Raw genomic sequence first — 13,792 nt, 5'->3', positions numbered from 1 at the left:
GGGGGGCGGGGGGGGGGGGGGGGGCCCCGGCGGGCGGGGGGGGGCGCCCGGGGCCCCCGGGGGCGCCCCGACGCGGCGAACCCTTCGTGGTCTGCCGAGGGGCCTGCGCCGCCGGCTGCCCCGCGCCCTGGGCGCCGGGCTGCTGCGCGGACGGCTGCCCCGAGGACTGCGTGACAGGCTGTGTCGCGGGCTGTGTCAACGCCACCCCTCCCGAATCCAGTTGCCGGAATGACGATGATGGACCGATCCGGCGTGATCGACCGACCTACAGTAATCGCCCAGAGGGCCAAGACCGGGGGATGCGCACTCAATTATCAAGATCGCACCTCCTCTGGCCCACTCTTCTTCAGTGGTTCGACCACCAGGCCGTGCCAGGCGGCCGGGTTTGGGCGGTTGGCCGAACCAATGCTCTTGACACCGATGCTATTGACCGAACTACCGTGATGTAGTATAGTGGCGAGGTTTCGCCCTCAAGGATACGACACAAGTCGTCGCGATGGGGCAGTCCGCTGGCCGACCTTCGATCGGCCTCGCCGCGGGCCCGGGACGTTCACCCACAGACAGGCCCTTCCCCGCGGCGGTCCGCTCACGCGGATCCCTGGGATCCTTTCCGTCCTGGAACCTGTGACGCCAGAAGGCTCCGCGCCCCGACGCCACCCGCCGGCGGCTCGCGCCTCGCGCGTCGCCACCCGCATGTACTCACCACCTCTCGGCGTCACCGCTCGACGGCGACCACGCCATCCCACGACGGGTCCGCGCCACGTGACAGCGCGGTAGCGCCGCTGCTGACGGGTCTGGCGGTCATCTTTCTGGGCATCACCGCGACCGGTCTCGAGGCTGGCCGAACAGGAGGGCCGCCTCGGCATGCACGACCCGCATACTTTCGCACTTCCGCGGCCCGGGGCGGATGGCGCGCGGAGCACACGGCATAAGGACCCCAGGCCCATCGGCCCAGATGTACCCATAACGCTCATCTCCGCCTGATCGGCGCGACCGCCCGGTGGTGGACCGGGTGATCGCCGCGAGAGTTCCGCCATGGTCGCACGATCCCGTCGCCACGACCACAACAGCGGGTAAGGACACGGGCGCGGACGAAAGCCGGCCAGCGGGCCGGGGAGCAGGAAACCCGCCGCCGTCAGGGGGCCGCGACGCCACCGGCGATGCGCCAGCCGGACGGGGTGCGCGCGAGGGTCAGGTCGCGGCGGAACTCCTTGCCGTCGGCGTGCGCGATCACCTGCCCGTCCCCGTCCAGGAAGTCATACGGGTCGAGCTGCTCGGTGACCCGCAGCACGGCCCGGTCCTGCTCCTCCTCGACGATCGTCAGCTCGAGGATCCTCGACGTCAGCCGCGAGACGTGCCCGCCGTTGTCCACCATCTGGCGCATCGTCGCCTGTTCCTGCGCGAGGATCGCGGTGCCGTCCTGGTAGACGCCGGTGAGCAGGGACTCGTCCGCCTGTTCGAAGGCCAGGCTCCTGGCCTGGGCCAGCTCGGCGAGGACCGCCCGCCACCGCTCCTCAGGCGGTTGCGTCGTGGCCGCCTGGCTCCCGGACGGCACCGTCGTCGCCCCGCCGGTGGCCGAGACCTGGCCGTTGCCCACGCCCGGCACCGGGGCGCCCGCCCCGTCCCCGGACCCGCCTCCCGTGGACGCGCTCAGCAGCACGACGGCGACCGCCACCGTCGCCAGGCCCACGGCCGCGGTCACCCCGAGCAGCCAGCCAGGCAGCCGCCGGCCGGCACGCGCGCCCCGGCTGCCCTGCCGCAGCGCGCGTGCGCCGGGCCGGCCGCCCGCGGGCCGGTGGCCGCCGCGCCCGCCCCCCGAGCCGCCGGCCTCCCGGTCACCGGTCCGGGTGGAACCCCCGCCCGAGCGCCCGCCGGACTTCCGGCCCGGGAAGCCCGCCCCGTCCCACCGGCCCGTGCCGCGGTCCGCGAACGGCCGGGAGGGCTGGCCCGACGGCCCCCGCCGCGTTCGCGGAACGGTTTCGCCAGGCCCGGGTGGCAGCGCCGGCAGGACATCCATGTCCACGACCGCGCCCTCGACCACCGTCCGCCCGGCGGCGGGCTCGTCGGGCCCGCCGACGACGACGGCCTCAGCCACGTCGCCGGCCCGGTCGACGCCCGGGCCCTCGTCCAGATCCGCGTCAGGACCCGCGCCGTAGGCGGGCGCGCCGGGCTCGTCGTCCCAGCCGACGCCGTTGCCGGGAACGACACCTTCGTCGGCGCTGTCGCCGTCCGCATAGGCGAGACCGCCGGCGTGGGCGGCACCGTCCTCGTAGGCAGTACCTTCCGCGAAGGCAGTCCCGTCGACGTGGATGTCGGCATACTCGGCGCCGTCCGCGTAGGCGTGGGCGTCGACGTAGGGATCCTCGTCGCCCTCGTCGGCCTCGCCAGCCTCGTCGCCCTCGTCCGCGCCGGAGTGGGCCGCGTCGGCGGCGGGCACGAGCCGACGCGGGTCAGCGGACGAGTGGAAGTCCTCCTCCCCCGGGGGCGGTACCGGCGGCGGGGGGCTGATCATCTGGACGGGCAGCGGCCGGGCGCTGTGCGCGAGGCTCCCGGCGAGCTCCGCCGCGCTCGGTCGCCTGGCCGGGTCGGGCACCAGCGCGGTCGCCACCGCGACCGCGACCGCCGCGGCGTCCGGCCCGGTCGCCCGCGCCATCGTGTCGAGCAGCAGGTCCGCGAGGTCATACACGTCGGCCGCGGGGTTCGGCCCCGCGCCGCCGGTCACGAGCGCGCCAAGCGCCACGACGCCGGCCCCGGCGAGCCACGGGCGACCGTTCGGCTCCAGCAGGATGTCGACGGGGAGCAGCGCGCCGTGCCCGAGCCCGGCGGCGTGCGCGGCCGCCAGGGCCTGCGCGACCGGCAGGCCCACGGTGACCACCTCTCCCGGCTCCAGCCGGCCGCGGGCCGCGAGCAGCCGACGCAGGCTCACCGCGTCCGGCACCCGCTCCATCACCACCGCGAGACCGTCGTCGACCTCCTCCACCGCGAGCACCGGCACCAGGTGTGGGTGGCGCAGCTCGGCCAGCCGCCGCCCCGCGGCGACCGCCTGCCGGCGGCGGACCGGGTCGGCCGCCGCTGGCAGCCGGACCAGCCGGACCACGCATGGCTCTCCGGCGGGCTCCGTCATGCCGGCCCAGACCTCGCCCGCGCCGGCGTCCCCCGGCCAGCCGGCGAGCTCCACCCCCGGCACCGACGGGGGCCTCCGGGTGGCGCCGGCCTCCGACTCGCTCGGGCCACCGGGCGCGGCAGGCTCCGCGCCGCCCGGGGAGGCCGACGGCGAGCCGTCGAGCATGGCGCCGAGCTCCAGCGGCTCGCCGCCCAGGCCATCGCGGTGGGGAGGTTCCGTCCCGGATCCGTGCATGGAGGTCACGAAACGTGACGCTAGGCCGGTTGTGGCCGCTTCGTCGGGTTCTTCGCAGGGCTCGTGGATAACTTCTTGCCAGCGACCAGACCCACCGATGACCCGCCCGCGCCCCACGCGCCCGAAACCCACCCAGGATGCCGACCGCGGACCCCGCGGCCCAGTCCCACAGGTCCGCCCCGGAGACCAGGTCGCGCGGGGCGCCCAGCGCCCCGAAGGCGAAGCGGTAGGTCTGGGCCGCGCCGGCGACCAGCCCGCCGGCACCCACGAACGCGACCCACACGGACGAAACCCAACCGAGATGCCTACCGTGGACCAGGTAACAGCCCAGTCCCAGGTCCGACCCGGCACCAGGTCGCTCGGGGCGCCAGCGCCCCGCAGGCGGAGCCGGGGTTCCTGCCGGATCGACGGAGCTCGCGGAGTCGATCTGGGAGGTCCGGATGGTCGCCCCTGGGCGACCTTGAGCCGACCGCCCTAGACGGGAGCCCAGCGGTGAACATCCTCGCGACGAGCGGCGGCTATCGCTCCGACGGCCGGTACGGAGCCCGGATAGGGCCGCTGATCGAGCACGCGATCGCGCTGTCCGACGCGGGCGAACGGCCCCGGGTATGCCTGCTGGAGACGGCGCTCGGCGACGACTCCGCCGCTTACGCCCGCTGGTACGCGGCGATGGCGCGCGACCGCCCGGATGTGCGGCCCGCCCATCTGGCGCTGTTCCCGATGCCGAACGTCGGCGACGTCCGCGCGCATCTGCTCGGCCAGGACGTGATCTGGGTCGGCGGGGGCAGCGTCGCGAACCTGCTCGCGGTCTGGCGGGTCCACGGGCTGCCGGAGATCCTCGCCGAGGCCTGGCGGGCCGGAGTGGTGCTCGCCGGGGTCTCGGCCGGGTCGCTGTGCTGGCACGTCGGCGGCACCACGGACTCGTTCGGGCCGGACCTTCGGCCGGTGACGGGCGGGCTGGCGCTGCTGCCGTACAGCAACACCCCGCACTACAACTCGGAGCCTGGCCGCCGCCCGCTCTACCAGCGGCTCGTCGGCGAGGGCGTCCTGCCCGCGGGCTGGGCCACCGACGACGGCGTCGGCCTGCACTTCCGGGGCACCGAGCTGGTCGAGGCGGTGGCCGACCGGGCGGACGCGCGGGCCTGGCGGGTCGAGCTCCGCGCCGACGGCACGGTGGTGGAGACCGCCGTCCAGCCGCGCCGGCTCCCCGAGCCCCGGGGCTGAGCGCCGGCGGCGCGCGTACCGTGGTGCCGGCCGCCGGGAGATCCCGAGTGGCGATCGGCACAGCCGGGACGGCCCGCGGTGGGCCGGAACGCGTCGTGACGCGGGGTTAGTCTCGTCAGGTGGACGTCTTGCGCTTGCCGGTGGTGCCGTACGTCGAGGCGTGGAACCTGCAACGTGAGCTGGCGGAGAAACGGGACGTCGGCGAGGCGGCCGACACGCTGATCCTGCTGGAGCACCCGGACGTCTACACCGCCGGCCGGCGCACCGAGGACTGGGAGCGCCCGCTGGACGGCACCCCGGTCGTGGACGTCGACCGCGGCGGCAAGATCACCTGGCACGGCCCCGGCCAGCTGGTCGGCTACCCGATCATCGCGCTGCCCAAGCCGCTCGACGTCGTCGCCTATGTCCGGGTGCTGGAGGACGCGCTCATCGCGGTGTGCGCCGAGTTCGGGGTGCCCGCCCACCGCGTCGCAGGGCGCTCGGGTGTCTGGACCCTGGACGACGCGCGCAAGCTCGCCGCGATCGGCATCCGGGTGCGCCGCCGCGTCGCCTCGCACGGCTTCGCCCTGAACTGCTGCACCGACCTGCGCGCCTTCGGCCGGATCGTGCCCTGCGGGATCACCGACGCCGGCGTCGGCAGCCTCTCCGGCGAGCTCGGGCGGACCGTCACCGTCGCCGAGGCGCGCCCGGTCGTCGAGCGGCACGTCCTGGCGCACCTGAACGCCTACCTGGCCGGCGGCCACCCGTCGCCGGGCGACGGGGCGGTCCTGCCGGCGTTCCCGACCGCCGCCGAGCCCGCGGGGGTGCCGGCATGAGTGTGACCTCCCCGGGAACCCAGCCGAGGACCGCGGGCGCCCCGGTCGCCGCGGAGGGGCGCCCCCTGCTGCGGCTGGAGGCGCGCAACGCGGCCACGCCCATCGAGCGCAAGCCGCCGTGGATCCGGACCCGGCTGCGCACCGGGCCCGAGTACACCGACATCCGCGCCCTGGTCCAGTCCGAGGGCCTGCACACGGTGTGCCAGGAAGCCGGCTGCCCCAACATCTACGAGTGCTGGGAGGACCGGGAGGCGACCTTCCTCGTCGGCGGGGACGTCTGCACCCGCCGATGCGACTTCTGCCAGATCGACTCGGGCCGGCCCACCCCGCTCGACGTCGACGAGCCGCGCCGGGTCGCCGAGTCGGTGCGCACGATGGGGCTGCGCTACGCCACCATCACCGGGGTCGCGCGGGACGACCTGCCCGACGGCGGGTCCTGGCTGTACGCGGAAACGGTGCGCGCCGTGCACGCCGCCTCTCCTGGAACCGGTGTCGAGGTGCTCATCCCCGACTTCGGGGGGCACGCGGACCAACTCGCGGAGGTGTTCGGGGCGGCGCCGGAGGTGCTGGCGCACAACCTCGAGACCGTTCCCCGGATCTTCCGGCGGATCCGGCCCGCGTTCCGTTACGAGCGCTCGCTCGAGGTCATCTCCGCCGCCCGGGCGGCCGGCCTGGTGACCAAGTCGAACCTGATCCTCGGGCTCGGCGAGACCGATGACGAGATCGAGGCGGCGATGGCCGACCTGCTGGCCGCCGGCTGCGACCTCCTGACCGTCACCCAGTACCTGCGGCCGACCCCGCGCCATCACCCGGTCGAGCGCTGGGTGAAGCCGGACGAGTTCGTCCAGTGGGGCCGCCGCGGGGAGGAGATGGGCTTCGCGGGCGTGTTGGCGGGCCCGCTGGTGCGCTCGTCGTACCGGGCCGGCCGCCTTTACCAGCAGGCGATCGCCGCGCGCAGCCAGCCCGTCGCCGTGACCGGCCCGGCGGCGGGGGATGCCGTGGCCGCGGACGTCCCCGCGCGCGCCTGAGCGGGTCGTCCGGGAGTCTTAGGACTCATCCGGAACGGTGAATTGTGCGCCAGTTGAGCCCCAGTGATCCTTGATTGTGCGCGAGGACACACACGATCGGACACTGCCAGGAGTGGTGACCGGTCCGCCACGCGGTTAGGCTCACCGGTAGCGTCACGGCACGTCTCACAGCGTCACGACGTCTCACAGCGTCACGGGCAGCTCGAGGTCATGGACATTCAAGGTCACCCGAACTCCAGGTCACCTAGCTCCAGGTCACCGGCACTCGACGTCACGGGCACTCGAGGAGTGAGCAGCGCTCACCCAGTCATTCGCACCGGTGGGACGACAACCGCGTCGGGACAATGAAGACCGCCTCGGGAGGTCATACCCGCTGTGTTCCGCTCGCTGCTCGCCAACCTGGAAGAACTGACCTTGCTGATCCTGCCGCACGGCGGACAGCGCACCGCTCGTCGCAACGCCTGGCGCGCGGCCACCGACCTGCATGTCACCTCCGGCTACCGGTGGACCGACGGTGGGCCCGGCCCGGTCGCCCCGCTGGGCCACCTGCCTTCCGCGATCCCCGCCACCAGGACGCCCGCCCGCCCCGTCGCCGCCCACCGCTGACCTTTCGCGGGCCCGCCGCGACGCCGACGACTCCTCGCCGGCGGGCGGCGAGCCGTTGGCGGGCGGCGAGCCTCACGCACTTCCGTACCGCCGCCGCCCATGGCCACCCGTGGGCTCCGGAAGCCCGCGGGGACCTCTCGCGACGGCCGTCGTGGACCCGTGGGCGCCAGGCCGTAGGCTCGCAGGCATGGCACTGAGGAAGAAGCCGGCGGGCGACGCCGCCGGCGCGGCCACGTCCCCGGCGCGCGGCGCGCGGGACACGGCCAAGAGCAACGGGACGGCCCCCGGGAAGCAGGCCGGCGGGGGTGGCGGCGCCGCCGGCCGATGGGCGCAGATCCGGCTCGTCTTCAAGATCACACGCCAGCGCGACCCGAAGCTCGTGCCGATCATGCTGCTCGGCTTCGTGATCCCGCTGGCCGTGTTCCTCGTGCTGGGTTTCTTCGTCGGGCCGCTGTGGCTGTGGATCCCGCTCGGCGTGTTGCTCGGGTTCCTCGTCTCGGTCAACCTGTTCAGCCGCCGGGTGCAGCGCACCGCCTACGCCGAGATGGAAGGCAAGCCAGGCGCCGCGGCCGGGGTCGTCGAGCGGATGCGCGGCGACTGGCGGCTGACCCCGGCGGTCCAGGTGAACAGGAACCAGGACGTCGTGCACCGCGTCGTCGGCCGGGCCGGCATCATCATCATCGCCGAGGGCCGCGGCCGCGGCGCACGCGAGCTGCTCGCCACCGAGGTGCGCCGGGTCCGGAAGATCGCCGGTGACGTCCCGGTCACCGACATCGTCGTCGGCAACGGCGAAGGCGAGATCCCGCTGCCCAAGCTGCAGAGCAACCTCATGCGGATGCGCCGGACGCTGCGGCGCCGTGAGGTCGACCAGCTCGACAAGCGGCTCAAGGCGGTCTCCGGCCCGGCGATGCCGATCCCCAAGGGTCCGATCCCGCGCAACATCCCCCGCGGCGGCCGCCCGCGCTGAGCGGGCGGGAGCGGCTGCCCCCGACCGGTCGGGGGCACGCCCGCGGCCTCCGCCAGCCTCGCCCGCGGCTTCCCCGGGGCTGGCTCCCGGCGGCGGTCGAGCCTCGTCGGCGGCGTGGCCAGCCCGGTCTTCGGCGGGCGGCACGACAGGACCGTGAACCACCCACACGTGACGACCCCGGTGGCCACCAGGCAGGAGGCCCTCCGGGGTCGTTCTCGTGGCTCCGGGGTCGTTCTCGTGGCGGAGCCGGCTCAGGCGCGCCGGGCGGCCCGGATCAGGACCGTGCCAGCGGCACGGTCGTGCAGGCCGCGCATGTCACGGTCGACCAGCAGGGCAGGGATGAACAGGGAGAGCACCAGGGTCCGGAGGATGACCCGTGGGAAGGCCGGCAGGCCACCGCCTGGCACCTTCGTCACCCCGATGCCGAACAGCCGCCGGCCGATGGTCTGCCCGGTGGTACTGATCAGCACGATCTCCATCAGCAGGAAGATCCCGATCACGACCGTGCCGCGGGCAGTGCCGTGGTAGACCACGCCGAACAGCATCGGCACTCCGGCGAGCAGGTTCGCCACCAGCGAGTCGACCAGGAAGCCGCCGACCCGGGCGCCGAAGCTGGCGACCGATCCCTGGCCCGCGGCCGGCAGGCCCAGCCGTTCCCCAGCGGGGCGAGTGTCCCCGTCCGGTCGTACACCGGGGCCTTCCAGCCAACCTCCGAGCTCACGTCGCACGGCGCAAGCTTATGCGGCTGGCGCCGCGCGCCAGTCTGTCGGGCGCGCGGCCCAACCTCCCAGCAGACCTACCTGATCGCTTCGCGATCCGGCAGGGACCCCGGGCGCCGCGCCGATGCGCCTCCACGAGGCGCCTCGCGCATCCGAAAGAAGGCGTCATACGACAGTCACACAATGTGACGAAGTCGGCCGATGCAACCCAGCCGAAACATGTCCGCCATGCCCACGCCACACCGCGGGGTTACCCAGCGCGTCCGGACATGGGTATCCTGTCGCACCAGGATGCACGTCACGCGGGTGGAGGGTGAATGTTCGAGAACGCCGACGAAGTGCTCCGCTACATCCGGGACGAAAACGTCGAGTTCATCGACGTCCGATTCTGCGACCTTCCCGGGGTCATGCAGCACTTCACGATTCCGACGGAGGTCTTCACGGAGGCCGTCTTCACCGACGGCCTCATGTTCGACGGATCCTCCATCCGGGGTTTCCAGGCAATCCATGAGTCGGACATGCTTCTGCTGCCCGATCCCAGAACCGCGTTCGCGGACCCGTTCCGTGAGCATTCCACGCTCGCGATGACCTTCTTCATCCACGACCCCATCACCAAGGAGGAGTACTCGCGCGACCCACGGAACGTGGCGCGCAAGGCGGAGGCGTACCTGCGTGGCTCGGGGATCGCGGACACCGCGTTCTTCGGCCCGGAGGCGGAGTTCTACATCTTCGACGACATCCGCTACGAGTACAGCCCGTACGGCTCCATGCACCGGGTCGACTCGGTGGAGGCCGCGTGGAACAGCGCGCGCAAGGAGGAGGGCGGCAACCTCGGGTACAAGCCGCGGTTCAAGGGCGGCTACTTCCCCGTGCCCCCGACCGACCACTTCACCGACCTGCGCTCGGCCATGGTCAAGATGCTGATCCAGGTCGGCATCACGGTCGAGATGCAGCACCACGAGGTCGGCACCGCCGGCCAGGCCGAGATCGACTTCCGGTTCGACACGCTCCTGAAGACGGCCGACAACCTGATGCTCTACAAGTACGTGATCAAGAACGTGGCCCGGTCCCGCGGCCACACGGTCACGTTCATGCCTAAGCCGCTCTTCCAGGACAACGGCTCCGGCATGCACTGCCACCAGAGCCTCTGGAAGGACGGCGGCCCGCTCTTCTACAGCGCCGAGGGCTACGGCGGCCTGTCCGAGACCGCCCGGCACTACATCGGCGGACTGCTGCACCACGCTCCGGCGCTGCTGGCGTTCACCAACCCGACGACGAACTCCTACCGGCGGCTGGTGCCCGGCTACGAGGCGCCGGTGAACCTCGTCTACTCGGCCCGCAACCGGTCGGCCTGCTGCCGGATCCCGCTGTCCGGCGACTCGCCGAAGGCGAAGCGGGTCGAGTTCCGGGTGCCGGACCCCAGCTGCAACCCGTACCTGGCGTTCTCCGCGATGCTGCTCGCCGGCCTCGACGGGATCAAGAACAAGATCGAGCCGCCGGACCCGATCGACAAGGACCTCTACGAGCTCCCGCCGGACGAGCTCGCCGCCGTGCCCCAGGTGCCTGGCTCGCTGGAGGCCGTCCTGGACCACCTCGAGGCCGACCACGAGTTCCTCACCGCCGGCGACGTGTTCACCCCGGATCTCATCGAGACCTGGCTCGAGTACAAGCGCGTCCACGAGGTCGACGCCATCCGGCTGCGTCCGCACCCCTTCGAGTTCGACCTTTACTACGACATCTGAGCTTCGCCGGCAGCTGAGCTTCGCCGGCCGGCACGGCCGCCGCGCTCCCGAGCCCCGTCACCCACCCGGGTGGCGGGGCTCGGCGCGTCCGGAGCCGTCGTCCGCCGGAGAAAAGGGCCGCGGCCGCGCGCCCGGAAACAACCCCGGCGAGGCCGTCAGCGGACTGACGCGTTTCGCGGAAACGAACACGATGGCCATTGTCGACCTAAGGGGCCACCATCCCGGATCCCCCGAGGAGCCCGCCCCGCCGTCGGGGCCACGCGCGCCGGGAGCGGGCGGATGAATACCTTGCCATCGCCCCGGAGCGGCCGGGCCGGATTTCCGCCACGCGGGCACCGCGCCCCAGAAGGCGAAACGGACGATGTTTCAGGATCTTTTCAGGGCCGTGTTGGCGCCGCCGGCGGGCCCGCCGGCCGGGCAACCGTCAACTGCGCGCGCTGAGACCGAGATTTAACATCGCAGGAACGGATCGGTAACTCGCCACCGAGAGGCTCCAGTCGGACCCCTCCCGTCAGCCGCGGCGTGTGTCGGCCCTCCCCCGGCCGCCCCCACAGTCGCTTCCCACGAACTTGCCGATCACGGGGAGTATTGAGTGAGCTATCAGGCCGAGTACATCTGGATCGACGGCACCGAGCCGGAGCCGCTGCTGCGCAGCAAGACCCGGATCATCAAGGACGGCAAGGAGCCGGAGATCTGGGGCTTCGACGGCTCCAGCACCAACCAGGCGCCCGGCTCCAACTCGGACTGTGTCCTGCGGCCGGTCTTCACCTGCCCGGACCCGCTGCGCGGTGGCGACAACATCCTGGTGCTCTGCGAGGTGGAGCTGACCGACTTCACCCCGCACCCGACCAACACCCGGGCCAAGGCCCGCGAGCTGGCCGAGAAGTACGCCGACTTCACCCCGAACTTCGGCATCGAGCAGGAGTACACGTTCTTCCAGAACGGGCGCCCGCTCGGCTGGCCGGCCACCGGCTTCCCGGAGCCGCAGGGCCCGTACTACTGCGGCGTCGGCGGCGAGAAGATGCCCGGCCGGGACATCGTCGAGAAGCACACCCAGGCGTGCATCGACGCCGGCCTCGCGATCGAGGGCACCAACGCCGAGGTCATGATGGGCCAGTGGGAGTTCCAGATCGGCGTGCTGCCGGCGCCGGCCATCGGTGACCAGATCTGGGTCGCCCGCTGGCTGCTGCACCGCATCGCCGAGGACTTCGGCGCGTCGGTGTCCTTCGCCGCCAAGCCGATGCCCGGCGACTGGAACGGCGCGGGCGCGCACACCAACTTCTCCACCAAGCAGACGATGGAGAGCTGGGACGCGATCGTCACCTGCTGCGAGGCACTCGGCACCCGGGTCATGGAGCACGTCACCAACTACGGGTACGGCATCCAGGACCGCCTCACCGGCAAGCACGAGACCGCTCCGTGGAACAAGTTCTCCTGGGGCGACTCGGACCGCGGCGCGTCGATCCGCATCCCGTGGGCCGTCTCGAAGGCCCGCAAGGGCTGGCTCGAGGACCGCCGCCCGAACGCGAACATGGACCCGTACGTGGTCGCCGCGCTGATGATCGACACCACCTGCAGCGCGCTGGCCGGCGACAAGCCGATCCTGTTCGTCCCGTCGCAGGCCACCGCCGAGGTGCCCGCGACCGTCTGACCGAGGGCTACGCCGCGCGCGGCCGGCATGACCGCGCGTCGCCCAGCCCGCTGACCCGCCCCGGCGGGCAGCACCAGCAGCACCCGGCGCCGCGACGACGTGGGCCGGGGCGCCGCCCGCGCGGCGGCGGGCGGCGCCAGCACCTCCCTAGGGGTGGGCTGACATGGCCGTGGTAATGCGCTCAGCCCGGCCACTGGCAGAATCCGAAGGGCTCAATGGGTACGCGATCATGCTGACTCGCGAATCCCGGAGACCTGCTCCGTGGACACTCGGTCCCGGACACGCCGCGCGGATGTGGCTTCGAAGTCGCCCGCGACGTAGGGAGGACATGCGTGGACGTCGGCCACGGGGATGACTGGGTCGGACCGCTGAGCGCCGAGCGCGACGGGGTCCTCACCCGGTGGATCGGGCTGGTCGGTAAGGTTCTGCGCTCCCGTCTCTCCGAAGCGGAGTTGGCCCGGGAGCTCGGCGACCTCTACACCGCGTTGTTGGGAGGCCTGCGAGAGGGCGGGACCGACCTGGACTCGGAGTCGTTCGGCGAGCTGCGCGCCCTGCTCGCCGAGTTGTCCGGCACACGAGCTCGGCAGGGGTTCACACCGCGAGAGACCGCGATCACAGTGTTCGCACTCAAAGGCGCCGTGGCGCCGGTCTTCGAGGAGCGCGATGCCGCTTATCACGAATACACGCGGTTCTCGGACTTCATCGACGAGCTCGGCCTGTTCACCTTCGAGACCTATGCGCAGGCCCGCGACGCGGTGATCGTGGAGCAGTCCGACCAGCTGCTCGAGCTGTCCACCCCGGTCATCAAACTGTGGGACGGCGTGCTCGCCGTGCCGCTGGTGGGCACGCTGGACTCGGCCCGCACCCAGGTGGTGATGGAGAAGCTGCTGGAGGCCCTGGTCGAGACGGGCTCCCGGCACGCCATCATCGACATCACCGGGGTGCCCGCCGTCGACACCCAGGTCGCGCAGCACCTGCTCAAGACGGTGATGGCGGGCCAGCTCATGGGGGCCGACTGCATCATCTCCGGCATCCGGCCGCAGATCGCGCAGACCGTGGTCAGCCTCGGCATCGAGTTCGGCGACATCATCACCAAGGCGACGCTGGCCGAGGCGCTCGCGCTGGCGCTGCGCCGGGACGGGTTCCAGCTCCGCCGGACGAACACGGCGGGGGGCCGCTGATGGACCGCATCCCGATCCTGAAGATGGGCAACCTGTTGCTCGTCTCGATCCAGGTGGACCTGCAGGACCAGCTCGCGCTGGCGCTACAGGATGACCTGTCCGAGCGGATCGTGCAGACCGGCGCCCGCGGTGTGCTGATCGACATCTCCGCCCTGGAGATCGTCGACAGCTTCATCGGCCGGATGCTGTCCACCATCGCCTCGCTGTCCCGGCTGCTCGACGCCGAGACCGTCGTGGTCGGGATGCGCCCGGCCGTCGCGATCACGCTGGTCGAGCTCGGTCTGCACATGCCAGGGGTGCGCACCGCGCTCACCCTCGAGCATGGCCTGGCGCTGCTCGGCGCGGAGGTGCGGGTCCGCCTGCCGGAGGACGAGTCCTTCGACGACCTCGACGCGGATCTCACCGAGGCCGCCGATCCCGGCGCCAGCCCGGGCCAGGCTGTCAGCGGCCGGGCGCCGACCGGTCGTCCCGCGCCGGCCGAGGGGGCCTGGACCGGGTGAG

The 13,792-nt window shown here is 72.5% G+C and carries 11 protein-coding genes; 9 read left to right on the top strand and 2 right to left on the bottom strand.

What is annotated here, in order from left to right; genetic code table 11:
- Positions 1–1,135: 1,135 nt before the first annotated feature.
- Positions 1,136–3,358, bottom strand: a complete 2,223-nt coding sequence (locus tag I6A81_RS16930) for a protein kinase family protein (RefSeq protein ID WP_238430426.1) — start codon at positions 3,356–3,358, stop codon at positions 1,136–1,138.
- Between the two features lie 492 nt (positions 3,359–3,850).
- On the opposite strand from I6A81_RS16930, the gene I6A81_RS45605 reads away from it, so the two are divergent.
- From I6A81_RS45605 to I6A81_RS16905, 5 genes are all read left to right on the top strand, one after another.
- Complete coding sequence (locus tag I6A81_RS45605) at positions 3,851–4,582, top strand: Type 1 glutamine amidotransferase-like domain-containing protein (RefSeq protein ID WP_203006060.1); 732 nt, start codon at positions 3,851–3,853, stop codon at positions 4,580–4,582.
- Positions 4,583–4,701: 119 nt separating this feature from the next.
- On the top strand, positions 4,702–5,397 hold the full coding sequence (gene lipB / locus I6A81_RS16920; RefSeq protein ID WP_203006059.1) for a lipoyl(octanoyl) transferase LipB: 696 nt from the start codon (positions 4,702–4,704) through the stop codon (positions 5,395–5,397).
- Positions 5,394–6,425: a lipoyl synthase gene (gene lipA, locus I6A81_RS16915; protein ID WP_203006058.1), complete on the top strand. Its 1,032-nt coding sequence runs from the start codon at positions 5,394–5,396 to the stop codon at positions 6,423–6,425. Before lipB ends, lipA begins: the two co-directional genes overlap by 4 nt.
- A 375-nt stretch (positions 6,426–6,800) precedes the next feature.
- Positions 6,801–7,031: a hypothetical protein gene (locus tag I6A81_RS16910; protein ID WP_203006057.1), complete on the top strand. Its 231-nt coding sequence runs from the start codon at positions 6,801–6,803 to the stop codon at positions 7,029–7,031.
- Positions 7,032–7,218: 187 nt separating this feature from the next.
- Positions 7,219–7,998, top strand: coding sequence for a DUF4191 domain-containing protein (locus I6A81_RS16905; protein WP_203010230.1), 780 nt, complete (start codon positions 7,219–7,221; stop codon positions 7,996–7,998).
- A 251-nt stretch (positions 7,999–8,249) separates the two neighbouring features.
- Here I6A81_RS16905 and I6A81_RS16900 read toward each other — a convergent pair whose 3' ends face one another.
- Positions 8,250–8,726, bottom strand: a complete 477-nt coding sequence (locus I6A81_RS16900) for an RDD family protein (RefSeq protein ID WP_203006062.1) — start codon at positions 8,724–8,726, stop codon at positions 8,250–8,252.
- Positions 8,727–9,034: 308 nt separating this feature from the next.
- Here I6A81_RS16900 and glnA point away from each other — a divergent pair, with 308 nt between their 5' ends.
- The 4 genes from glnA to I6A81_RS16880 all read left to right on the top strand — a co-directional run bounded on the left by glnA (position 9,035) and on the right by I6A81_RS16880 (position 13,791).
- The gene (glnA, locus tag I6A81_RS16895) at positions 9,035–10,459 is read left to right on the top strand and encodes a type I glutamate--ammonia ligase (protein ID WP_203006056.1); all 1,425 of its coding nucleotides are present in this window, start codon (positions 9,035–9,037) and stop codon (positions 10,457–10,459) included.
- A 592-nt stretch (positions 10,460–11,051) separates the two neighbouring features.
- Entirely contained in the window at positions 11,052–12,110 is a 1,059-nt protein-coding gene (gene glnII / locus I6A81_RS16890; protein WP_203006055.1) for a glutamine synthetase GlnII, read from the top strand.
- A 332-nt stretch (positions 12,111–12,442) separates the two neighbouring features.
- On the top strand, positions 12,443–13,291 hold the full coding sequence (locus I6A81_RS16885; RefSeq protein ID WP_203006054.1) for an STAS domain-containing protein: 849 nt from the start codon (positions 12,443–12,445) through the stop codon (positions 13,289–13,291).
- The gene (locus tag I6A81_RS16880; RefSeq protein WP_203006053.1) at positions 13,291–13,791 is read left to right on the top strand and encodes an STAS domain-containing protein; all 501 of its coding nucleotides are present in this window, start codon (positions 13,291–13,293) and stop codon (positions 13,789–13,791) included. The genes I6A81_RS16885 and I6A81_RS16880 overlap by 1 nt, the downstream gene beginning before the upstream one ends.
- The last annotated feature ends 1 nt before the right edge of the window (position 13,792 follow it).

Origin of the sequence: Frankia nepalensis (assembly GCF_016786325.1) — a bacterium.
Taxonomy (GTDB): Bacteria; Actinomycetota; Actinomycetes; order Frankiales; family Frankiaceae; genus Pseudofrankia; species Pseudofrankia nepalensis.
The sequence above is the reverse complement of the archived record's forward strand: the minus strand, read 5'-3'. Positions and strand labels throughout refer to the sequence as shown.